This window comes from Streptomyces sp. NPDC090741, from assembly GCF_044769045.1.
Classification (GTDB): domain Bacteria; phylum Actinomycetota; class Actinomycetes; order Streptomycetales; family Streptomycetaceae; genus Streptomyces.
This window is the reverse complement of the sequence record NZ_JBIVXF010000005.1, coordinates 371,438-393,004: the sequence shown is the minus strand read 5'-3', so window position 1 is coordinate 393,004 and position 21,567 is coordinate 371,438. Positions and strand designations below refer to the sequence as shown.

The 21,567-nt window shown below is 72.0% G+C and carries 22 protein-coding genes; 17 read left to right on the top strand and 5 right to left on the bottom strand.

Annotated features, from left to right (window positions below; translation table 11 throughout):
- Positions 1-9: 9 nt before the first annotated feature.
- The gene (locus ACIQU4_RS16790; RefSeq protein ID WP_385583408.1) at positions 10-252 is read right to left on the bottom strand and encodes a hypothetical protein; all 243 of its coding nucleotides are present in this window, start codon (positions 250-252) and stop codon (positions 10-12) included.
- Positions 253-328: 76 nt separating this feature from the next.
- Here ACIQU4_RS16790 and holA point away from each other — a divergent pair, with 76 nt between their 5' ends.
- Positions 329-1,321, top strand: coding sequence for a DNA polymerase III subunit delta (gene holA / locus ACIQU4_RS16785; RefSeq protein WP_403730601.1), 993 nt, complete (start codon positions 329-331; stop codon positions 1,319-1,321).
- A gap of 204 nt (positions 1,322-1,525) precedes the next feature.
- Here the strand turns inward: holA and rpsT are convergent, their stop codons facing one another.
- Positions 1,526-1,792 (bottom strand): 30S ribosomal protein S20, encoded by a 267-nt coding sequence (gene rpsT, locus ACIQU4_RS16780; protein WP_403730599.1) that lies wholly within the window; start codon positions 1,790-1,792, stop codon positions 1,526-1,528.
- Positions 1,793-2,003: 211 nt separating this feature from the next.
- Between rpsT and lepA the strand changes: the two genes are divergently transcribed.
- The 4 genes from lepA to ACIQU4_RS16760 all read left to right on the top strand — a co-directional run bounded on the left by lepA (position 2,004) and on the right by ACIQU4_RS16760 (position 7,650).
- Positions 2,004-3,869 (top strand): translation elongation factor 4, encoded by a 1,866-nt coding sequence (gene lepA / locus ACIQU4_RS16775; protein ID WP_403730596.1) that lies wholly within the window; start codon positions 2,004-2,006, stop codon positions 3,867-3,869.
- A gap of 190 nt (positions 3,870-4,059) precedes the next feature.
- Positions 4,060-5,949: an AMP-dependent synthetase/ligase gene (locus tag ACIQU4_RS16770; protein WP_403730594.1), complete on the top strand. Its 1,890-nt coding sequence runs from the start codon at positions 4,060-4,062 to the stop codon at positions 5,947-5,949.
- A 90-nt stretch (positions 5,950-6,039) separates the two neighbouring features.
- Positions 6,040-7,272 carry a radical SAM family heme chaperone HemW gene (gene hemW / locus ACIQU4_RS16765; RefSeq protein WP_403730591.1) on the top strand — a complete coding sequence of 411 codons (1,233 nt, stop codon included), beginning with the start codon at positions 6,040-6,042 and terminating at the stop codon, positions 7,270-7,272.
- Between the two features lie 12 nt (positions 7,273-7,284).
- Entirely contained in the window at positions 7,285-7,650 is a 366-nt protein-coding gene (locus tag ACIQU4_RS16760) for a Uma2 family endonuclease (protein ID WP_403730588.1), read from the top strand.
- 6 nt (positions 7,651-7,656) lie between these two features.
- Here ACIQU4_RS16760 and ACIQU4_RS16755 read toward each other — a convergent pair whose 3' ends face one another.
- Positions 7,657-8,457 (bottom strand): DUF3097 domain-containing protein, encoded by an 801-nt coding sequence (locus ACIQU4_RS16755; protein ID WP_403730586.1) that lies wholly within the window; start codon positions 8,455-8,457, stop codon positions 7,657-7,659.
- A 28-nt stretch (positions 8,458-8,485) separates the two neighbouring features.
- Complete coding sequence (locus ACIQU4_RS16750; protein WP_403730583.1) at positions 8,486-9,211, bottom strand: MBL fold metallo-hydrolase; 726 nt, start codon at positions 9,209-9,211, stop codon at positions 8,486-8,488.
- Positions 9,212-9,366: 155 nt separating this feature from the next.
- On the opposite strand from ACIQU4_RS16750, the gene hrcA reads away from it, so the two are divergent.
- The 6 genes from hrcA (at position 9,367) to ACIQU4_RS16720 (ending at position 14,881) form a co-directional block, all read left to right on the top strand.
- Positions 9,367-10,383 carry a heat-inducible transcriptional repressor HrcA gene (gene hrcA / locus ACIQU4_RS16745; RefSeq protein WP_385583449.1) on the top strand — a complete coding sequence of 339 codons (1,017 nt, stop codon included), beginning with the start codon at positions 9,367-9,369 and terminating at the stop codon, positions 10,381-10,383.
- On the top strand, positions 10,384-11,523 hold the full coding sequence (gene dnaJ, locus ACIQU4_RS16740; RefSeq protein WP_403730581.1) for a molecular chaperone DnaJ: 1,140 nt from the start codon (positions 10,384-10,386) through the stop codon (positions 11,521-11,523). It abuts the gene before it with no gap.
- A 147-nt stretch (positions 11,524-11,670) separates the two neighbouring features.
- Positions 11,671-12,762 (top strand): nitronate monooxygenase, encoded by a 1,092-nt coding sequence (locus ACIQU4_RS16735; protein WP_403730578.1) that lies wholly within the window; start codon positions 11,671-11,673, stop codon positions 12,760-12,762.
- On the top strand, positions 12,759-13,505 hold the full coding sequence (locus tag ACIQU4_RS16730) for a 16S rRNA (uracil(1498)-N(3))-methyltransferase (protein ID WP_403730576.1): 747 nt from the start codon (positions 12,759-12,761) through the stop codon (positions 13,503-13,505). Before ACIQU4_RS16735 ends, ACIQU4_RS16730 begins: the two co-directional genes overlap by 4 nt.
- 106 nt (positions 13,506-13,611) lie before the next feature.
- Positions 13,612-13,971: a histidine triad nucleotide-binding protein gene (locus ACIQU4_RS16725; protein ID WP_403730573.1), complete on the top strand. Its 360-nt coding sequence runs from the start codon at positions 13,612-13,614 to the stop codon at positions 13,969-13,971.
- Between the two features lie 4 nt (positions 13,972-13,975).
- The gene (locus tag ACIQU4_RS16720; protein WP_403730570.1) at positions 13,976-14,881 is read left to right on the top strand and encodes a ribonuclease Z; all 906 of its coding nucleotides are present in this window, start codon (positions 13,976-13,978) and stop codon (positions 14,879-14,881) included.
- Here the strand turns inward: ACIQU4_RS16720 and ACIQU4_RS16715 are convergent.
- On the bottom strand, positions 14,878-16,215 hold the full coding sequence (locus ACIQU4_RS16715; protein WP_403730567.1) for an MFS transporter: 1,338 nt from the start codon (positions 16,213-16,215) through the stop codon (positions 14,878-14,880). The two genes, ACIQU4_RS16720 and ACIQU4_RS16715, sit on opposite strands and share 4 nt — an antisense overlap.
- 251 nt (positions 16,216-16,466) lie before the next feature.
- Here ACIQU4_RS16715 and ACIQU4_RS16710 point away from each other — a divergent pair, with 251 nt between their 5' ends.
- From ACIQU4_RS16710 to ACIQU4_RS16685, 6 genes are all read left to right on the top strand, one after another.
- Complete coding sequence (locus ACIQU4_RS16710; protein WP_403730962.1) at positions 16,467-17,555, top strand: carbohydrate kinase family protein; 1,089 nt, start codon at positions 16,467-16,469, stop codon at positions 17,553-17,555.
- A 150-nt stretch (positions 17,556-17,705) separates the two neighbouring features.
- Entirely contained in the window at positions 17,706-18,752 is a 1,047-nt protein-coding gene (locus ACIQU4_RS16705; protein ID WP_403730564.1) for a PhoH family protein, read from the top strand.
- A 13-nt stretch (positions 18,753-18,765) separates the two neighbouring features.
- Entirely contained in the window at positions 18,766-19,263 is a 498-nt protein-coding gene (gene ybeY, locus ACIQU4_RS16700; protein WP_403730561.1) for an rRNA maturation RNase YbeY, read from the top strand.
- The gene (locus ACIQU4_RS16695) at positions 19,260-20,564 is read left to right on the top strand and encodes a hemolysin family protein (protein WP_403730559.1); all 1,305 of its coding nucleotides are present in this window, start codon (positions 19,260-19,262) and stop codon (positions 20,562-20,564) included. The genes ybeY and ACIQU4_RS16695 overlap by 4 nt, the downstream gene beginning before the upstream one ends.
- Complete coding sequence (locus ACIQU4_RS16690) at positions 20,561-20,914, top strand: MmcQ/YjbR family DNA-binding protein (RefSeq protein ID WP_053689051.1); 354 nt, start codon at positions 20,561-20,563, stop codon at positions 20,912-20,914. Before ACIQU4_RS16695 ends, ACIQU4_RS16690 begins: the two co-directional genes overlap by 4 nt.
- A gap of 185 nt (positions 20,915-21,099) precedes the next feature.
- Positions 21,100-21,456 carry a cytidine deaminase gene (locus tag ACIQU4_RS16685; RefSeq protein ID WP_385591800.1) on the top strand — a complete coding sequence of 119 codons (357 nt, stop codon included), beginning with the start codon at positions 21,100-21,102 and terminating at the stop codon, positions 21,454-21,456.
- Positions 21,457-21,567 lie beyond the last annotated feature (111 nt).

The window sequence follows — 21,567 nt, the reverse complement described above, 5'->3', positions numbered from 1 at the left end:
TCCCGGGGGCTACGGGGTTTCCAGCCAGCCCTCGTACTCGGCGGCGAGGCCGTCCAGCACCGTGGCGTCGAGCCGTTCCTGCGGGTCCTCGACGACCACCAGCCACTGGGCGTCCTCGGCGTCGTCCTCACCGGCGAGGGCGTCGCGCAGCAGCTGAGGCTCCTCGGGGAGGCCGAAGCGGTCGACCGCCTCCTGGGCCACCTCCTCGGCGGCGTCGCGGTCGGGCAGCACCAGTACATGTCGCACGTTCACCCGGCCATTCTCGGGGATGCGGTGGGGGAGGCCGCCGTGCGGGGGGCTGTCAGTGCGGCGTGGGATGCTGGACGCGATGGCCACCAGGAAGAACTCCACCGACGATCCGCTCGCCCCGCTCACCCTCGCGGTGGGGCAGGAGGAGCTGCTGCTCGACCGCGTCGTACGGGAGGTGGTGGCGGCCGCCCGGGCCGCCGACGCCGACACGGACGTGCGCGACCTCGCACCCGAGCAGCTCCAGCCCGGCACGCTCGCCGAGCTGACCAGTCCCTCGCTCTTCTCCGAGCGCAAGGTGCTGGTCGTACGCAATGCGCAGGACCTGTCCGCGGACACGGTCAAGGAGGTCAAGGCGTACCTCGCGGCGCCGTTCGAGGAGATCATCCTCGTGCTCCTCCATGCGGGCGGGGTCAAGGGCAAGGGGCTGCTGGACGCGGCTCGCAAGGCCGGAGCCCGGGAGATCGCCTGCCCGAAGATGACGAAGGCGGCGGACCGGCTGGCGTTCGTGCGGGGGGAGTTCCGCACGCTGGGCCGGTCGGCGACCCCGGAGGCGTGCCAGACGCTGGTCGACGCGATCGGGAGCGATCTGCGGGAGCTGGCGAGTGCCGCCGCGCAGCTGTGCGCGGACGTCGAGGGCACGATCGACGAGGCCGTGGTCGGCCGGTACTACACGGGCCGGGCCGAGGCCTCCAGCTTCACGGTCGCCGACCGGGCGGTCGAGGGGCGGGCGGCGGAGGCCCTCGAAGCGCTGCGGTGGTCGCTGTCCACGGGAGTGGCGCCGGTGCTGATCACCAGCGCGCTCGCGCAGGCGGTGCGGGCCATCGGCAAGCTGGCCTCCGCCCCGCGCGGGGCCCGCCCGGGCGATCTCGCCCGGGACCTCGGGATGCCGCCCTGGAAGATCGACCGGGTCCGCCAGCAGATGCGGGGCTGGTCGGCGGACGGCGTCGCGGACGCCCTGCGGGCCGTGGCCGCGGCCGACGCGGGCGTCAAGGGCGGCGGCGACGACCCGGAGTACGCCCTGGAAAAGGCGGTCGTGGCCGTGGCCCGAGCAGCGCGCCCCCAGCGCCGGTAGCCTCCGGCCGACCGTCCGTCGACCGTCCCGCGCCGGGCAAGGCGAAGGCCCCGGGGGCCGCCCTGGGGAAGGGTGGCTCTCGGGGCCTTCGGTTACTTCTTGTTGCGCCGCACCCGCGTGGCGAACGCTTCGTGTGCGGCGCGGGGGCCGGTCAGGAGCGGGAGAGAGGGCCCGCTGGGTCCGTTCCGGCGATCACATCAGAGCTCAGCCCTGGAGGGCGGCAACCTTGGTGGCCAGCGCCGACTTCTTGTTGGCGGCGGCGTTCTTGTGGATGACACCCTTCGAGACAGCCTTGTCGAGCGCACGCGCGGCGGCGCGAGAAGCCACGGTGGCCTTCTCGACGTCACCGGCGGTCACGGCCTCGCGGGCCTTGCGGATCGCGGTCTTGAGCGAAGACTTGACGGCCTTGTTGCGCAGGCGCGCCTTCTCGTTCGTCTTGTTCCGCTTGATCTGGGACTTGATGTTCGCCACGAAAGAGCCTTTTCAGGTTCAGAGTTTGATCTTCGGATTGTGTCCCGACAGCTGAGAGGGCATACGAGACACAGCTGCCCAGGTTACCAGGCACGCTCCGACCGGCCCAAACCGAGCGCATCGCCCCGTCCATGGGACCATGGGAACCTGCGTACAGATCCGACGAGAGCCGGAAACGCTTCCGACTGCGACCCGAGAATCAGGACACTGCGTGCCCGCGATCCCCAGCCACGTGCCCGAGCCGAGCCGTACCGACCCGGCGCTGATCCGCAATTTCTGCATCATCGCGCACATCGACCACGGCAAGTCGACGCTCGCCGACCGGATGCTCCAGCTCACCGGCGTCGTCGACCAGCGGCAGATGCGCGCCCAGTACCTCGACCGCATGGACATCGAGCGCGAGCGCGGCATCACGATCAAGTCCCAGGCGGTCCGACTGCCCTGGGCGCCCACCGTGGGCGAGGGCGTGGGCAAGACGCACATCCTCAACATGATCGACACCCCCGGGCACGTCGACTTCACGTACGAGGTCTCGCGCTCCCTCGCCGCCTGCGAGGGCACGGTCCTCCTGGTGGACGCCGCCCAGGGCATCGAGGCCCAGACCCTCGCCAACCTGTACCTGGCGATGGAGAAGGACCTCGCGATCGTCCCGGTCCTGAACAAGATCGACCTGCCGGCCGCCCAGCCGGAGAAGTTCGCCGAGGAGCTCGCGAACCTGGTCGGCTGCCAGCCCGAAGACGTGCTCCGCGTCTCCGCGAAGACCGGTGTCGGCGTGGACGCCCTGCTCGACAGGATCGTCGCCACCGTCCCGGCCCCGGTCGGCGTCAAGGATGCCCCGGCACGCGCGATGATCTTCGACTCGGTCTACGACTCCTACCGCGGCGTCGTCACGTACGTCCGTGTGGTCGACGGCCAGCTCAACAAGCGCGAGCGCATCCGGATGATGTCGACGGGCGCCACCCACGAGCTGCTGGAGATCGGAGTCTCCTCCCCGGAGATGACCCCGTCCGACGGCATCGGCGTCGGCGAGGTGGGCTACATCATCACCGGCGTGAAGGACGTCCGTCAGTCCAAGGTCGGTGACACCATCACCAGCCTGCACAACGGCGCGACCGAAGCCCTCGGCGGCTACAAGGATCCGCGTCCCATGGTCTTCTCGGGCCTTTACCCGCTCGACGGCTCGGACTACCCGGACCTGCGCGAGGCCCTGGACAAGCTCCAGCTCAACGACGCCGCGCTCGTCTACGAGCCGGAGACCTCCGCGGCGCTGGGCTTCGGCTTCCGCGTCGGCTTCCTCGGCCTGCTGCACCTGGACGTGGTCCGCGAGCGCCTGGAGCGCGAGTTCGGCCTCGACCTGATCGCCACCGCGCCGAACGTGGTCTACCGGGTCGTCATGGAGGACGGCAAGGAAGTCACCGTCACCAACCCGAGCGAGTTCCCCGAGGGCAAGATCTCGGACGTGTTCGAGCCTGTCGTACGGGCCACCCTGCTCGCGCCTTCCGAGTTCATCGGCGCGATCATGGAGCTCTGTCAGCAGCGCCGCGGCACCCTCCTCGGGATGGACTACCTCTCCGAGGACCGCGTCGAGATCCGCTACACCCTGCCCCTCGCCGAGATCGTCTTCGACTTCTTCGACCAGCTGAAGTCCAAGACGCGTGGTTACGCCTCCCTCGACTACGAGCCCACCGGCGAGCAGGCCTCCGGCCTGGTCAAGGTCGACATCCTGCTGCACGGCGACAAGGTCGACGCCTTCTCGGCCGTCACGCACAAGGACGCCGCCTACGCCTACGGCGTGCGGCTCGTCGCCAAGCTGCGGGAGCTCATCCCGAGGCAGGCCTTCGAGATCCCGATCCAGGCCGCGATCGGCTCCCGCGTCATCGCCCGCGAGACCATCCGCGCCATCCGCAAGGACGTCCTCGCCAAGTGCTACGGCGGTGACATCTCGCGTAAGCGGAAGCTGCTGGAGAAGCAGAAGGAAGGCAAGAAGCGCATGAAGATGGTCGGCTCGGTGGAGGTGCCCCAGGAGGCCTTCATCGCCGTCCTCTCCAGCGACGAGTCCGGCGGCAAGAAGAAGTAGCCGCCGCGACCGACGTCGTGTGAAACAGGCCCCCGCGCGGATGCGCGGGGGCCTGTTTCGTTATGAATCGGCCGCTCGCGGGCTCTTACGCCCTGGCCGGAGGACACCTAGTCTGATCACTGCTCGATGGTTACTCGCCAGTTACAAGCCCCTGAATGGCAGGCCCTGCCGCGTGGTCCGGAGGACGTCCGTGAGCGACACACAGACCTTGATCGAGAACCGCCCGCCCACCGTGGCGGCCCTCTTCCTTGAGCGTGTCGCCGCCACGCCGAATGCCGAGGCCTACCGGTTCCCGGTGCCCGCGGCCGGCGGCAGCGGCCCCGACGACTGGAAGTCGCTGAGCTGGGGACAGGCGGCCGAGCGGGTCTTCGGCATCGCCGCCGGCCTGCTGGACCTGGGCCTGCGGCCCGAGGACCGGGTCGCGCTCGCCTCCAACACCCGCGTCGAGTGGATCCTCGCGGACCTCGGCGTCATGTGCGCCGGCGGCGCGGTGACCACGATCTACCCCAGCACCAACGCGGAGGAGTCGGCGTTCATCCTCTCCGACTCGGCCAGCCGCGTGCTGATCGCCGAGGACGCCTCCCAGCTCGCCAAGGCCCGCGAGCGCCGCGCCGACCTGCCCGAGCTCGCCCACGTGGTGGTCCTGGAGGCGGCCGACGCGGTACCGGCCGCCGGGGATCCGGAGGGCTGGGTGCTCTCCCTCGCCGACCTGGAGGCGCGCGGCAACGAGTACCTCGCCAAGCACCCCGAGGCGGTCAAGGAGCGGATCGGGGCCATCACCGCCGACCAGCTCGCCACGCTCATCTACACCTCGGGCACCACCGGCCGCCCCAAGGGCGTACGGCTCCCGCACGACAACTGGTCGTACATGGCCAAGGCCACCGTGGCCACCGGCATGATCTCCAGCACCGACGTCCAGTACCTGTGGCTGCCGCTCGCGCACGTCTTCGGCAAGGTCCTGACCTCCGGCCAGATCGAGGTCGGGCACGTCACCGCCGTCGACGGCCGCATCGACAAGATCATCGAGAACCTGCCGGTCGTCCAGCCCACCTACATGGCGGCCGTCCCCCGCATCTTCGAGAAGGTCTACAACGGGGTCGCCGCCAAGGCCCGGGCCGGCGGCGGAGCCAAGTACAAGATCTTCCAGTGGTCGGTCGGCGTGGCCCGCGAATACGCCAAGACCACCCAGGACAACTACCGGCGCACCGGCAGCCCCGCGGTCCCCTTCGGCCTCGCCACCAAGCACAAGATCGCCGACGCGCTCGTCTACTCCAAGCTCCGCGAGGCCTTCGGCGGCCGGCTGCGCGCCGCCGTCTCCGGCGCCTCCGCCCTGGCCCCCGAGATCGGCTACTTCTTCGCCGGCGCCGGCATCAACATCCTGGAGGGCTACGGCCTCACCGAGTCCAGCGCGGCCTCCTTCGTCAACCCCGGCGAGGCCTACCGCACCGGCACCGTCGGCAAGCCGCTCCCCGGCACCGAGGTCCGCATCGCCGACGACGGCGAGATCCTGCTGCGCGGCCCCGGCATCATGCAGGGCTACCACCTCCAGCCCGAGAAGACCGCCGAGGTGCTGGAGGAGGACGGCTGGCTGCACACGGGCGACATCGGCGAGCTCTCGCCCGACGGCTACCTGCGCATCACGGACCGCAAGAAGGACCTGATCAAGACCTCGAACGGCAAGTACGTCGCCCCGGCCGAGATCGAGGGCCGGTTCAAGGCGATCTGCCCGTACGTGTCGAGCATCGTCGTGCACGGCGCCGACCGGAACTTCTGCGCCGCCCTGGTCGCGCTCGAAGAGCCGTCGATCATGGGCTGGGCCGCCGAGAACGGACTGGAGGGCAAGACGTACACCGAGGTCCTGGCCGCGGCGGAGACGAACCGGCTGATCGAGACGTACGTCCAGACCCTGAACGAGGGCCTGCAGCGCTGGCAGACGATCAAGAAGTTCCGGATCCTGCCCCGCGACCTCGACGTGGAGCACGGCGACCTCACGCCCAGCCTCAAGCTGAAGCGGCCGGCCGTCGAGCGTGAGTTCAAGCACCTGATCGACGAGATGTACGAGGGCTCGCGCGAGGCGTAGCGCGGCGGCGGGCGGCAGCGGGCGGTACGAGGGGCCCGGGGGCGGCGGCGAGCGGCCGGGCCCCCGGCCCGGGTGCGGGACAATGGGGGCATGCCTTCCGCACTGCCCGACGGTGAACCCATGCCCGAAGACGGCTCGCTGCCGTCGCATGCCCTGGCGGGTGCCGGGGACCGGCCGCTCGGGTTCTACCTGCACGTCCCGTACTGCGCCACGCGGTGCGGGTACTGCGACTTCAACACGTACACCGCGACCGAGCTGCGCGGCACCGGCGGCGTGCTCGCCTCCCGGGAGAACTACGCCGACACCCTGATCGACGAGGTCCGCCTCGCCCGCAAGGTGCTCGGCGACGACCCGCGCGCCGTACGGACCGTGTTCGTGGGCGGCGGAACGCCGACGCTGCTGCCGGCGGCCGACCTCGTACGGATGCTCGCGGCGATCCGGGACGAGTTCGGGCTGGCGGAGGACGCCGAGGTCACCACGGAGGCCAATCCGGAGTCGGTGAACCCGGAGTACCTGGCGGAGCTGCGGGCCGGGGGCTTCAACCGGGTCTCCTTCGGCATGCAGAGCGCGAAGCAGCACGTGCTGAAGGTGCTCGACCGTACGCACACGCCGGGCCGGCCGGAGGCGTGCGTCGCGGAGGCGCGGGCTGCGGGCTTCGAGCACGTGAACCTGGACCTGATCTACGGGACGCCGGGGGAGACCGACGAGGACTGGCGCGCCTCCCTGGCCGCCGCCCTCGGGGCCGGCCCGGACCACATCAGCGCGTACGCGCTGATCGTGGAGGAGGGCACCCAGCTGGCCCGGCGGATCCGCCGGGGCGAGGTCCCGATGACGGACGACGACGTGCACGCCGACCGGTACCTGATCGCGGACTCGGTGATGGCCGGGGCCGGGTACTCCTGGTACGAGGTCTCGAACTGGGCCACCTCGGAGGCGGGCCGCTGCCTGCACAACGAGCTGTACTGGCGCGGGGCCGACTGGTGGGGCGCGGGCCCCGGAGCCCACTCGCACGTGGGCGGGGTCCGCTGGTGGAACGTGAAGCACCCGGGCGCCTACGCCGCCGCCCTCGCGGAGGGCCGCTCCCCGGGCGCGGGCCGCGAGCTCCTCTCCGAGGAGGACCGCCGGGTGGAGCGGATCCTGCTGGAGCTGCGCCTGGTGGACGGCGTCCCGCTGTCCCTGCTGGCCCCGGCCGGCCTCGCGGCCTCCCGCCGCGCCCTGTCCGACGGCCTCCTGGAGGCCGCCCCGTACGAGGCGGGCCGCGCGGTCCTGACCCTGCGCGGGCGTCTGCTGGCCGACGCGGTGGTCCGCGACCTGGTGGACTGACCACTCCGAGGAGTGAATCGATGCGGATACGGGCAGGTGCGGCCTAGCCTGTTCGTAGTCTTCTGTCGTATACCCGGCGACAGAAGTGGAGGGCACGCAGATGACCGCTGTGGACGATCGCCGGATGACCGAGTACTTCGAGAGACCAGCAAGCTGCGTGACTACGTGACGAAGCGCTCCATCTACGCGGCGGGTGGCATTCCCACGTATCTGATCATCGACCCCTTCCAGGCCAGGTGCGTGGTGCTCACCGAACCTTTCGGCACTGGAGAGGAAGCCGACTACCGGACCGAGCGGACCAGCAAGTTCGGCGAGCCGGTGCCGCTTGACGCCCTCGGCCTCACGCTCGACACCATGGAGTTCGGCACCCTGCCGTAGCCCGGGTCAGGGCGCCGTGACGAAGTCGATCAGCTCCTCCACCCGGCCCAGCAGGACCGGCTCCAGGTCCTTGTAGGACCGCACGCGGGACAGGATGTGCTGCCAGGCGGCCCCGGTGTTCTCCGGCCAGCCCAGCGCCCTGCAGACGCCCGTCTTCCAGTCCTGGCCCGGCGGGATCACCGGCCACGCGGCGATGCCCAGCGCGGACGGCTTCACCGCCTGCCAGACGTCCACGTACGGGTGGCCGACGATCAGGACGTCCGACGACGTCACCGACGCCGCGATACGGGACTCCTTCGAGCCCGGGACCAGGTGGTCCACCAGGATCCCCAGGCGGGCGTCCGGGGCCGGGGCGAAGTCCGCGACCACCGCGGGGAGGTCGTCGATGCCCTCCAGGTACTCCACCACCACGCCCTCGATCCGCAGGTCGTCGCCCCAGACCCGCTCCACCAGCTCGGCGTCGTGCCGGCCCTCGACGTAGATCCGCCCGGCGCGCGCCACACGGGCGCGCGCCCCGGGGACCGCCACCGAGCCCGACGCCGTGCGCAAGGGCGCCGCAGGGGCCCGTGAGGGGCGGGTCAGGGTCACCACGGCGCCCTCCAGCAGGAAGCCCCGCGGCTCCAGCGGGAACACCCGCCGCTTGCCGAAGCGGTCCTCCAGGGTCACCGTGCCCGCCTCGCAGGCCACCACCGCGCCGCAGAAGTCCGTACCCGCCACCTCGACCACCAGGTCGGCGTCCGCCGGTACCTCCGGCACCGGCTTGGGGCGCTTCCACTGCGGGGTCAGGTCGGGGGAGTACTCGCGCATCCGGCCGAGCGTAGGAGAGAGCGCGGGCTCACGGGCCCGACACGCCGAACCGCCGTGCCAGTGTGTCGCGTTGCTCACGGACGAAGCCCGCGGAGACCACCGCTCCGTGACCCGGCACGTACAGAGCGTCGTCCCCGCCCAGTGACAGCAGCCGGTCCAGCGCCGCCGGCCACTGCGCCGGCACCGCGTCGCTGCCCGCCTGCGGTTCGCCCGACTCCTCGACGAGGTCCCCGCAGAACACCGTCTCGCGCTCTCCGGGGACGAACACCGCCAGGTCGTGCCGGGTGTGCCCGGGCCCGACGTTGGCCAGCAGCACCTGCACCCCGCCCAGCTCCAGCGTCCATTCGCCCGACACGGAGTGCCTCGGCACCACCAGCCGGTCCACCGCCTCGGCGGCCTCGGCCTCCGCCAGCCCCTGCAGGACCGCACTGACGCGCAGCTCCTCCCGGCCGGTCGACAGCTCCGAGTCCAGCCCGACCGCCCCGTACACCTCGGCCCCGGCGAACGCCGCCACGCCCAGTACGTGATCGAAATGGCCGTGCGTGAATGCGATATGCGTCACGCCCCGCCCCGTCAGCCGCTCCGCCTCGGCCCGCAGCTGCGCGCCTTCGCGTACGCACGATCCGGGATCGATCAGGAGGACCGACTCGTCCCCCACCACCAGTCCCACCGTGCAGTCCCACACCGGGAGTCGACGCCGTCCGGTCCGCCCGGTCAGCCGCTCCCAGCCTGCCTCTTCCCAACGCACGTCCATGCCGCGACGCTACCCTGGCGGGCCGCCCTTGCCAGGGCCTGACTACCCGGCCGTACACTGGCCGGGGGATCTCTGGCACTCGAACGCCTGGAGTGCCAACGAAGCCGATGAAACCGCCCATGACGAGCGCCGACGACCAGCAGGAGGTGTGCGCGATGCTCAGCGAACGCAGACTCGAGGTGCTGCGCGCCATCGTCCAGGACTACGTCGGGACGGAGGAGCCGGTCGGCTCCAAGGCGCTCACCGAGCGGCACCGGCTCGGCGTCTCACCCGCCACCGTGCGCAACGACATGGCCGTGCTGGAGGACGAGGGCTACATCGCCCAGCCCCACACCAGCGCCGGCCGGATCCCCACGGACAAGGGCTACCGGCTCTTCGTCGACAAGCTGGCGGGGGTCAAACCGCTGTCGACGCCCGAGCGCCGGGCCATCCAGAACTTCCTCGACGGCGCCGTCGACCTCGACGACGTCGTCGGCCGCACCGTGCGGCTGCTCGCACAGCTCACCCGGCAGGTCGCCGTCGTCCAGTACCCGAGCCTGACCCGGTCCACGGTCCGGCACGTCGAGCTGCTGTCGCTGGCTCCGGCCCGGCTGATGCTCGTGCTGATCACCGACACGGGCCGGGTCGAGCAGCGGCTCGTCGACTGCCAGACGCCGTTCGGCGAGACCTCGCTCGCCGATCTGCGGGCCCGGCTCAACAGCCGGGTCGTCGGCCGCCGGTTCACCGACGTGCCGCAGCTCGTGCAGGATCTGCCGGAGTCCTTCGACCCGGAGGACCGCAGCACGGTGTCGACCGTGCTCTCCACCCTGCTGGAGACACTGGTCGAGGAGGCCGAGGAGCGGCTGATGATCGGCGGAACCGCCAATCTCACGCGCTTCGGACACGATTTTCCCCTGACGATCAGGCCGGTGCTCGAAGCGCTGGAGGAGCAGGTCGTGCTCCTCAAGCTGCTGGGCGAGGCCAACGAGTCGGGAATGGCCGTACGGATCGGGCATGAGAATGCCTACGAGGGACTGAACTCCACGTCCGTCGTCTCCGTCGGCTACGGTTCGGGCGGCGAGACTGTCGCCAAACTCGGCGTGGTCGGACCGACCCGCATGGACTACCCCGGAACGATGGGAGCGGTACGCGCAGTGGCACGTTACGTCGGACAGATCCTGGCGGAGTCGTAAGTGGCCACGGACTACTACGCCGTTCTCGGCGTGCGCCGCGACGCATCGCAGGACGAGATCAAGAAGGCCTTCCGCCGCCTCGCGCGTGAACTCCACCCGGATGTGAATCCGGACCCGAAGACGCAGGAGCGCTTCAAGGAGATCAACGCGGCGTACGAGGTGCTCTCGGACCCGCAGAAGAAGCAGGTCTACGACCTCGGTGGCGACCCGCTGTCCTCCTCGGGCGGCGGTGGCGGCGCGGGCGGCTTCGGTGCGGGCGGCTTCGGCAACTTCTCCGACATCATGGACGCCTTCTTCGGCCAGGCCTCGCAGCGCGGCCCGCGCTCGCGGACCCGCCGCGGCCAGGACGCCATGATCCGCCTCGACCTGGAACTGGACGAGGCCGCCTTCGGCACCACCAAGGACATCCAGGTCGACACGGCCGTCGTCTGCACCACCTGCTCCGGCGAGGGCGCCGCCCCCGGCACCTCGGCGCAGACGTGTGACATGTGCCGTGGCCGCGGTGAGGTCTCGCAGGTCACCCGGTCCTTCCTGGGCCAGGTCATGACCTCGCGCCCCTGCCCCCAGTGCCAGGGCTTCGGCACCGTGGTCCCGACCCCGTGCCCCGAGTGCGCGGGCGACGGACGGGTGCGCTCCCGCCGCAGCCTCACGGTCAAGATCCCGGCCGGCGTCGAGAACGGCACCAGGATCCAGCTCGCGGGCGAGGGCGAGGTCGGCCCCGGCGGCGGCCCCGCCGGCGACCTGTACGTGGAGATCCACGAGCTGTCGCACCCGACCTTCCAGCGGCGCGGGGACGACCTGCACTGCACGGTGACCCTCCCCATGACGGCCGCGGCCCTGGGCACCAAGTGCCCGCTGGAGACCCTGGACGGCATGGAGGAGATCGACATCCGCCCGGGCACCGGCTCCGGCCAGTCGATCCCGCTGCACGGGCGCGGCGTCACGCACCTGCGCGGCGGCGGCCGCGGCGACCTGATCGTCCACGTCGAGGTCACCACCCCGGGCAAGCTGGACGCCCAGCAGGAGGAGCTGCTGCGCCAGCTCGCCAAGCTGCGCGGCGAGGAACGGCCCATGGGCCAGTTCGCGCCGGGTCAGCAGGGCCTGTTCAGCCGCCTGAAGGATGCCTTCAACGGCCGCTGACCGGCCTGCCGGCAGACGTACGAGCCCGGTCCGGGGATGCCCCGGACCGGGCTCGCCGCATCGATCCGGACGACGCCGGGGAAGCGGACTATGCCAGGCGAATGCCGTGATTCGGCCCGGTGGGCGGGACATGGCACGATGCAGTGCATGTCCTCCGCACCGTACGGTCTCTCCCCTTACCCGATCGTGCAGGCTCCCATGGCGGGCGGCGCCTCCTGTCCGCCACTGGCCGCCGCCGTGTGCGAGGCGGGCGGTCTGGGCTTCCTGGCCGGCGGCTACAAGACCGCCGACGGCGTGTACCAGGAGATCAAGCAGCTGCGCGCGCTCACCCGGCGCCCGTTCGGCGTGAACCTGTTCATGCCGCAGACCGGCTACGTGGACCCGGCCGCCGTGGAGGCGTACCGCGGGCAGCTGGCCGGCGAGGCCAGCTGGTACGAGCTGTCCCTGGCCGACGAGGACATCATCGGCACCAGCGACGACGGCTACGACGCCAAGCTCGCGATCCTCCTCGAAGACCCGGTCCCCGTGGTCTCGTTCACCTTCGGCTGCCCCGCGCCCGCGGTCCTCGCCGCCCTGCGCAAGGCCGGCACGTACTCGGTCGTCACCGTCACCTCGGTCGACGAGGCCCGCGCCGCCCAGGCGGCGGGCGCCGACGCGGTCTGCGTCCAGGGCGTGGAGGCGGGCGGCCACCAGGGCACCCACCGCGACGACCCGCAGGCCGACGGCACGGCCGGTGTGGGCCTGCTCGCACTGGTGGCCCAGGTACGGGAGGCCGTGGCCCTCCCGATCATCGCGGCGGGCGGTCTGATGCGGGGCTCGCAGATCGCGGCGCTGCTGGCGGCGGGCGCGGAGGCGGCGCAGCTCGGCACCGCGTTCCTGGCCTGCCCCGAGTCGGGGGCGCACCCGCTGCACAAGCAGTCGCTGACGGACCCCCTGTTCCCCCACACGGAGCTGACCAGGGCGTTCTCGGGGCGACCGGCCCGGGGCCTGGTGAACCGGTTCATGCGCGAGCACGGGCCGTACGCCCCGGCCGCGTACCCGCAGATCCACCACATGACCGCCGGGCTGCGCAAGGCCGCCGCCGCGGCCGGGGACCCGCAGGGCATGGCCCTGTGGGCGGGCCAGGGGCACCGGCTTGCGCGGGCGCTGCCCGCGCGGGAGCTGGTGGAGGTGCTGGCGGCCGAACTGGCCGAGGCCCGTTCCGTGTTGAAGTCGACGAACAACAGGAGTACGTCATGACCGCCCCCGTGTTCGTGGTCGAAGAGGTCCCCGCGGGGCCGGAGTTCGTGCTCGACGGCCCCGAAGGCCGGCACGCGGTGTCCGTGAAACGGCTGAACCAGGGCGAGGACGTGGTCCTCACCGACGGGCGCGGTCACTGGACGGAGGGCGTGGTCAAGGCCGCCGAGGGCAAGGACCGGCTGGTCCTCACCGACCTGCACACGATCCAGGAGGAACCGGAACCGGCCGTCCGGATCACCGTCGTCCAGGCCCTGCCCAAGGGGGACCGCGGCGAGCTCGCCGTCGAGACCATGACCGAGACCGGCGTGGACGCCATCGTCCCCTGGCAGGCCTCGCGCTGCATCACCCAGTGGCGCGGCGATCGCGGCGCCAAGTCGCTGGCCAAGTGGCGGGCCACGGCCCGGGAGGCGGGCAAGCAGTCCCGCCGCGTCCGCTTCCCGGAGGTGGCGGAGGCCATGTCCACCAAGCAGGTCGCGGCCCTGTTGGCCGGGGCCGATCTGGCGATGGTCCTCCACGAGGACCGGGACACCCCCTCGGGGGCCCTGGCCACGGCCGAACTCCCGGCCGGAGGCTCCATCGTCCTGGTCGTCGGACCGGAGGGCGGGGTCTCCCCGGAGGAGCTCGCCGTCTTCGCGGAGGCCGGGGCCCACCCCTACCGCCTGGGCTCCTCGGTCCTGCGCACCTCCACCGCCGGCACCGCGGCGACGGCGGTCCTGCTGGCCCGCACCGGCCGCTGGTCCTGAAACGCACATGAGGGCGCCGGGCGGCGCCGGATACGATGCCGGGGCTGATCATCATCGTGGCGCGGGCGGCCCGCCCGCCGGCGCCACAGTCTCGGAAGGCGAAGCAATGGCCGGGGAACCGCAGGCGGACTGCCTGTTCTGCAAGATCGTCGCGGGGAACATCCCGGCGACCGTGGTCCGGGAGACCGAGACGACGTTCGCCTTCCGGGACATCAACCCGCAGGCGCCCACGCACGTCCTCGTCATCCCCCGGGTGCACTACCCCGACGCCGCCTCGCTCGCCGCCGCCGAGCCGGCCATCGCCGCCGACCTGCTGCGCGAGGCCGGGCAGATCGCGGCCGACGAGAAGCTCGACGACCACGGCTACCGCGTCGTGTTCAACACCGGCGCCGGCGCCGGCCAGACCGTCTTCCACGCGCACGCGCACGTCCTCGGAGGCCGCGGCCTCCAGTGGCCCCCCGGATAGCACCGTGTCCGTACGAGAGTTCGTGGTCCTGGGCACCGCCAGCCAGGTGCCCACCCGCCACCGCAACCACAACGGCTACCTCCTGCGCTGGGACGGCGAGGGCATCCTCTTCGATCCCGGCGAGGGCACCCAGCGCCAGATGCTGCGCGCCGGGGTGGCCGCGCACGACATCAACCGGATCTGCATCACCCACTTCCACGGTGACCACAGCCTCGGGCTGGCCGGGGTGATCCAGCGCATCAACCTGGACCGGGTCCCGCACCCCGTCACCGCGCACTACCCGGCCTCCGGGCAGAAGTTCTTCGACCGGCTCCGGTACGCCACCGCCTACCGGGAGACCGTCCCGCTCCGCGAGGAGCCCGTGGCCGCGGACGGGACACTGGCCCGGGAGTCCTCGTACGTCCTGGAAGCCCGCCGGCTCTCGCACCCGGTGGAGTCCTTCGGCTACCGGCTCACCGAGCCGGACGGGCGCCGCATGGTGCCCGAACTGCTCGCGCGGCACGGGATCAAGGGGCCCGACGTGGGCCGGATCCAGCGCGAGGGGCAGCTGGGCGGGGTCACGCTCGACGACGTCAGCGAGCACAAGCCGGGGCAGAGCTTCGCCTTCGTGATGGACACCCGGCTGTGCCCCGGCGTGGACGCGCTCGCCGCGGGCTGCGACATGCTGGTGATCGAGTCCACGTTCCTCGACGAGGACGAGGCGCTCGCCACCGACCACGGGCACCTCACCGCCGGCCAGGCGGCCCGGACCGCGCGGGACGCGGGCGTACGGCACCTCGTGCTGACGCACTTCTCGCAGCGCTACTCGGACCCGCAGGAGTTCGAACGCCAGGCCCGCGCGGCCGGCTTCGAGGGAGAGCTGACGATCGCCGCGGACCTCGTACGAGTCCCCCTGCCGAAGCGGGGCTAGCTGGACCGCTCCCGCTCCCGCTCCCGGTCGCGGTCGCGGGAGCGGCGGGCCGCCGGGGAGAGCAGCAGCACCCGGCGCGGGGTGCGGCGTACGCGGACGGGCGCGCCCGCCGGCTCCGGCCCGGTCCCGGAACCGGGGGGCGCCACCGGGGCCGGGGCCGGGGCCGCGCCGCGCAGGACCGGTTCCTCGGCCGCGGCCGCCGGGCTCGTGCCCGCGTGCAGGGCGACGGCGGTCAGCGGCCCGGCCACCGCGAGCAGCAGCCCGCCCAGCACGAGCCCCATGCCCGGGAACCCGAACGCCTCGGCGAGCAGGCTGCCCACCACGGGGCCGCAGGCCGTACCCAGCGAGGAAGCGGCTCCGGCGAAGACCGCCCAGCGGCCGCGCGGGTCCAGGGCGGCCGCGAGGCCGATCACGTACGAGAGGACGACCGGGTAGACCGCGTTCCACAGGATCTCCCCGGCCGTGAACCCGGCGAGCCCGTCCGCGGAGGAGGTCAGCACCACGCAGCCCGCGATGGCCGCCGTGCCCGCGCCGATCGGGACCGCCCGCCCCAGCCGGGTGCCGAACGCGGAGGCGCCCGTGACCCCGAGCAGGCCCGCGCCCAGCGCCACCGCGAAGACGACACCCAGCGTGGCCTCGGACAGCCCCGCCTGCTCGGCGCCGATCCGGCCGCTGACGCCCCACAGGGCCTCCTGGGTCAGCGACCAGAGCAGCAGGCAGCCCGCCAGCACCGCCCCGGCGCGCGGGTACGGCGGCCGCCCGGAGCTCCGTACGGCAGGTCCCGGGCGGGTGGGCCCGCCGAGCCGGCCGGTGGCCGGCCAGGCCAGCGCCGCGACCAGGGCGATGGCCGCGAACGGCAGCCCGTGTCCGCCGCCGAGGTGCGGCAGGGTCAGGTACAGCGCCCCCGCGGTCGCGGAGACCGACAGCAGCCCGAGGGACGAGATGCGGTGCGGATCGCGGTGCCCGGCGATCCCCGCGGCGGCCACGGCGGTGGCGCTGCCGGAGCCGAAGCCGCCGACCACGACGCCCGCGACCACCAGCGGGAGCATCGAGGTCGAGGCCGCGGTGCCGTAGCCCAGGGCGGCGAGCAGCAGACCGAGCCGGGCCAGCGGGCGCGGACCGCGGCGGGGGATGCGGGAGGCCAGGGTGAATCCGGCCGTGGCGGAGCCGAGCAGCAGGGCCGTGCCGACGAGCCCGGCCTGGGCGGGACTCAGCGGGAGATGGGCGTCGAGGCGTCCGACGACGGTGGGAAGCAGGTAGGGGGCGACGTACCCGGCCGTGAAGAGGGCCACCAGGGGCCAGGCGGCAGGCGGCGCGGAGGTGTTGTCGGACACGGCTCTTCCCGGTGGTGCGCAGATGGGGCGGGATCTTCCGCGAGGCTGCGGCCCCTTTGTTTATCAAGTGCTCCGCGACCCGGAGAAGAGCGCCATGAGAGTGATGTGCGACACACTGTGTTTTGGCCCTGCCGGGGGCGGGCAGGGTTGGCAGCTTTCCACCGCATGCCCGCTTGCAGAAACGAGCCTTCGCACCAGCCGGGGAGTACACCGTGACCAGTCGGGACAGCCGCACCAGCCGCAGCGCAGCCGTGGACCCGCTCGACAGCGCGGCCGCGGCCGTGGACCCGCTCGGTCCGCTGCGCAGCCCCCTGGAACCGGGGTTCGACGTCTACCTGACCGGCACGGTCTTCCTCGACATCATCTTCACCGGCCTCGATTCGGCCCCGGTGCGCGGTACGGAGTCCTGGGCGCGCGGCATGGGCTCCAGCCCGGGCGGAGTGGCCAACATGGCCACCGCCCTGGCCCGGCTCGGCCTGCGGACCTCGCTGGCCGCGGCGTTCGGCGACGACCATTACGGCGAGTACTGCTGGGACGCACTCGAACAGGGCGAGGGCATCGACCTGTCGATGTCGCGGACCATCCCCGGCTGGCACAGCCCGGTCACGGTCTCGATGGCGTACGAGGGCGAGCGCACGATGATCTCGCACGGCCACGAGGCCCCGCCCCCGGCCGGCCCGGGGCCGTTCCCGCAGTGTCCGCCGCGCACCCGGGCGGCCGTGGCCTCGCTGGCGCAGGGGCGGACGGAGCCGTGGATCGCGGAGGCGGCGCGGCGCGGGGCGCGGATCTTCGCGGACGTGGGATGGGACGAGAGCGGCCGCTGGGACCTGGGGGCCCTGCCCGACCTGGAGCACTGCGAGGCCTTCCTGCCGAACGCGGGGGAGGCGATGCGGTACACGCGGACCGACTGTCCGAGAGCCGCGGCCCGGGCGCTGGCCGAGAAGGTGCCGGTCGCGGTGGTGACGATGGGCGCGGAGGGCTCGTACGCGGTGGACGGGCGGACCGGGGAGTCGGCGGAGGTCCCCGGGATCGCGGTGGAGGAGCTGGACCCGACGGGGGCGGGGGACGTCTACGTGGCGGGCTTCGTCACCGGCACCCTGGCGGGCTGGCCGCTGGCGGACCGGCTGGCCTTCGCGGGCCTCACGGCGGCCCTGTCGGTCCAGGAGTTCGGCGGCTCCCTGTCGGCCCCGGGCTGGCCGGAGGTGGCCCACTGGTGGCGCACGGCCCCCGAGGCACTGCGGCCGCGCTACGGCTTCCTGGACGCGCTGGTCCCGCCGCGCGCGGAGCCGGCCTCGCGGCGCAGGGCGGTCCCGACGATCGGCTTCCGCCACCCGGTTTAAGGCGTGTCCGAGGGAGGTACCGGAGGCTGGGGAGAGGGCGTGGAAAACCCCTCGGGGATGGCGCGGCGGAGTCGTACCCTTGGTACTCCGGAGGTCGTCGATCGGCGCGGCCCCTGAGCGGGAGGTATGTGCAGGCCACAGTGCCGGCCCATGACTCAGACACCCACAGCCCAGACACCGGCGCCGGGGCAGGCGCGAGCCCACTTCACCGTTCCGGCCAAGCATCCGATGGTCACGGTGCTCGGCTCGGGTGACGCCCTGTTGCGCGTGATCGAGAAGGCCTTCCCGAAGGCCGACATCCATGTTCGGGGCAATCAGGTCAGCGCGGTCGGAGACGCGGCGGAAGTCGCCCTGGTCCAGCGCCTGTTCGACGAGATGATGCTGGTGCTCCGCACCGGGCAGCCGATGACGGAGGACGCAGTGGAACGCTCGATCGCCATGCTCAAGGCGAGCGGCAACGGCAACGGCCCGGAGGAGACGCCTGCGGAGGTGCTCACCCAGAACATCCTCTCCAGCCGCGGCCGCACCATCCGCCCCAAGACCCTCAACCAGAAGCGGTACGTCGACGCGATCGACAAGAACACGATCGTGTTCGGCATCGGCCCCGCCGGTACCGGCAAGACGTACCTCGCCATGGCCAAGGCGGTCCAGGCCCTGCAGTCCAAGCAGGTCAGCCGCATCATCCTGACCCGCCCGGCGGTCGAGGCGGGCGAACGCCTCGGCTTCCTCCCGGGCACCCTCTTCGACAAGATCGACCCGTACCTGCGCCCGCTCTACGACGCCCTGCACGACATGATCGACCCGGACTCGATCCCGAGGCTGATGGCCGCGGGCACGATCGAGGTGGCGCCGCTCGCGTACATGCGCGGCCGCACCCTCAACGAGGCGTTCGTCGTGCTCGACGAGGCGCAGAACACCACCGCCGAGCAGATGAAGATGTTCCTGACCCGGCTCGGGTTCGACTCGAAGATCGTCGTCACCGGCGACATCACGCAGATCGACCTCCCGGGTGGCGCCAAGAGCGGTCTGCGCGAGGTCCAGCGGATCCTGGAAGGGGTTCCGGACATCCACTTCTCGCGGCTCACGTCCGAGGATGTCGTCCGGCACAAGCTGGTCGGCCGTATCGTCGATGCGTACGAGAAGTACGACGACAGCCAGGACGCCCAGCAGTCCCGGAACGGCTACCAGCGGAAGTAGAACCCAGCGCACCATGTCGATCGACGTCAACAACGAGTCCGGAACCGAGGTCGACGAGCGGGCGATCCTCGACATCGCCCGCTACGCGCTCACCCGGATGCGGATCCACCCGCTGTCCGAGCTCTCCGTCATCGTCATCGACGAGGACGCCATGGAGCAGCTCCACATCCAGTGGATGGACCTGCCCGGTCCCACCGACGTCATGTCCTTCCCGATGGACGAGCTCCGTCCGCCGGTGAAGGACGACGAGGAGCCCCCGCAGGGGCTCCTCGGCGACATCGTGCTCTGCCCCGAGGTCGCGAAGAAGCAGGGCGAGGAAGCCCCGACGCAGCACTCCATGGACGAGGAGCTCCAGCTCCTGACCGTCCACGGGGTGCTGCACCTGCTCGGGTACGACCACGAGGAGCCGGACGAGAAGGCCGAGATGTTCGGCCTCCAGGCGGCCATCGTCGACGGCTGGCGCGGTGAGCGCGGCATGACCGGTCCGTCCCCGGCCCCGACCGTCTCGTGACCGCCCCGCAGTTGATCACCGGCGCGGTGCTGCTGGTGGTGGTGGCGTGGTTCGCGGCGTGTGCCGAGTCCGGGATCGCCCGGATCTCCAGCTTCCGCGCCGAGCAGGCCGTACGGGAGGGCCGGCGCGGCAGCGAGAAGCTCGCGCAGGTCGCCGCCGACCCCACCCGCTACCTCAACGTGGCGCTGCTCGTGCGGGTCACCTGCGAGATGGCGGCCGGCGTGCTCGTCACGTACGTCTGCCTCGACGAGTTCGGCGACAACTGGAAGGCGCTGCTCATCGCGATCGCCGTGATGGTGCTGGTGTCCTTCGTGGCCGTCGGGGTCTCCCCGCGCACCATCGGCCGCCAGCACCCCCTCAACACGGCGACGGCGGCCTCGTACGTCCTGGTCCCGCTCGCCCGGGTCATGGGGCCCATCCCGCAGCTGCTGATCCTCATCGGCAATGCGCTCACGCCCGGAAAGGGCTTCCGCAAGGGGCCGTTCGCCTCCGAGGCCGAGCTGCGCGCGATGGTCGACCTGGCGGAGAAGGAGTCGCTGATCGAGGACGAGGAGCGCCGGATGGTGCACCAGGTCTTCGAGCTCGGCGACACGCTGGTGCGCGAGGTGATGGTGCCGCGCACCGACCTGGTCTGCATCGAGCGGTACAAGACGATCCGTCAGGCGACCACGCTGGCGCTGCGGTCCGGTTTCTCGCGGATCCCGGTGACCGGCGAGAACGAGGACGACATCGTCGGCATCGTGTACCTGAAGGACCTGGTCCGCAAGACGCACATCAGCCGGGAGGCGGAGGTCGACCTGGTCACGACGGCGATGCGGCCCGCGGTGTTCGTACCGGACACCAAGAACGCGGGCGACCTGCTGCGGGAGATGCAGCAGGTGCGCAATCACGTGGCCGTGGTCATCGACGAGTACGGCGGTACGGCGGGCATCGTCACCATCGAGGACATCCTGGAGGAGATCGTCGGCGAGATCACCGACGAGTACGACCGCGAGCTCGCGCCCGTCGAGGAGCTGGGCGAGGACCGCTACCGGGTGACGGCGCGGCTCGACATCACCGACCTCGGCGAGCTGTTCAAGGTCGAGGACTACGACGACGAGGACGTGGAGACGGTCGGCGGCCTGCTGGCCAAGGCGCTGGGCCGGGTGCCGATCGCGGGCGCCTCGGCGGTCGTGGAGCTGCCGGACGGGCGGCCGCTGCGGCTGACGGCCGAATCCCCGGCGGGCCGCCGGAACAAGATCGTGACGGTGCTGGTGGAGCCGCTGGCCCAGGCGGCGGGCGAGGGCGGGGAGGGCGTATGACGCCGGCGGAGCTGCGTGCGTTCTGCCTGGGTTTCAACGCGGCGGTGGAGGAGTTCCCCTTCACGCCCGAGACCTCTGTGTTCAAGGTGCTGGGGAAGGTGTTCGCGCTGAGCGCGCTGGACGCCGATCCGCTGAAGGTCAACCTCAAGTGCGAGCCGGAGCTTGCGGTGCGGCTGCGGGCGGAGCACGAGGCGATCGTGCCGGGCTGGCACATGAACAAGCGGCACTGGAACACGGTGACGGTCGGCGGGCTGCCGGACGCGCTGGTGCGGGAGCTGGTCGAGGACTCGTACGACCTGGTGGTCGCGGGTCTGCCGAGGGCGGAGCGGCTGCGGCTCGACAGGCCGTGAGGGTGGAACACGGAGGGGACCAAGGTCGCGGAGCTCTGTGACCTTTGGATCGCAGGTTCTGCTTATCGGGCGCTTAGGTTTGGTTCCGCGTGGCACAAGATCCAGGGGGTCACGGGGGCGGCGGGGAGAGCGTCTCGGCGGGGCCGTCGTGCGGCCCCGCCGAGACGCTCCATATGCTTTCGCCCATGACCGACAGCACCGGGATCAACCCCGAGGACAGCAAGATCATCACGCTGGCGCGCAGCGCCCGGGCCCGCAACGGGGTGCCCGAGGGTGCGGCGGTGCGGGACGAGACGGGCCGTACGTACGTCGCCGGGACGGTGGAGCTGGACTCCCTGAAGCTGAGCGCGCTGCAGACGGCGGTCGCGATGGCGGTGGCGAGCGGGGCCGAGTCCCTGGAGGCCGCGGCCGTGGTCAGCTCGGCGGAGGCGGTGGCCGACGCCGACCGCGCGGCCGTCCGTGACCTCGGCGGCCCGGCCACCCCGGTCCTGCTGGCCGGCCCGGACGGCACCCTCAAGTCCACGACCCCGGCCGGCGCCTGACGCGCCGGCCGCGCTCACGCGCCGGCCGCGCTCACGCGCCGGCCGCGCTCACGCGCCGGCCGCGCTCACGCGCCGGCCGCGCTCACGCGCCGGCCGCGCTCACGCGCCGGC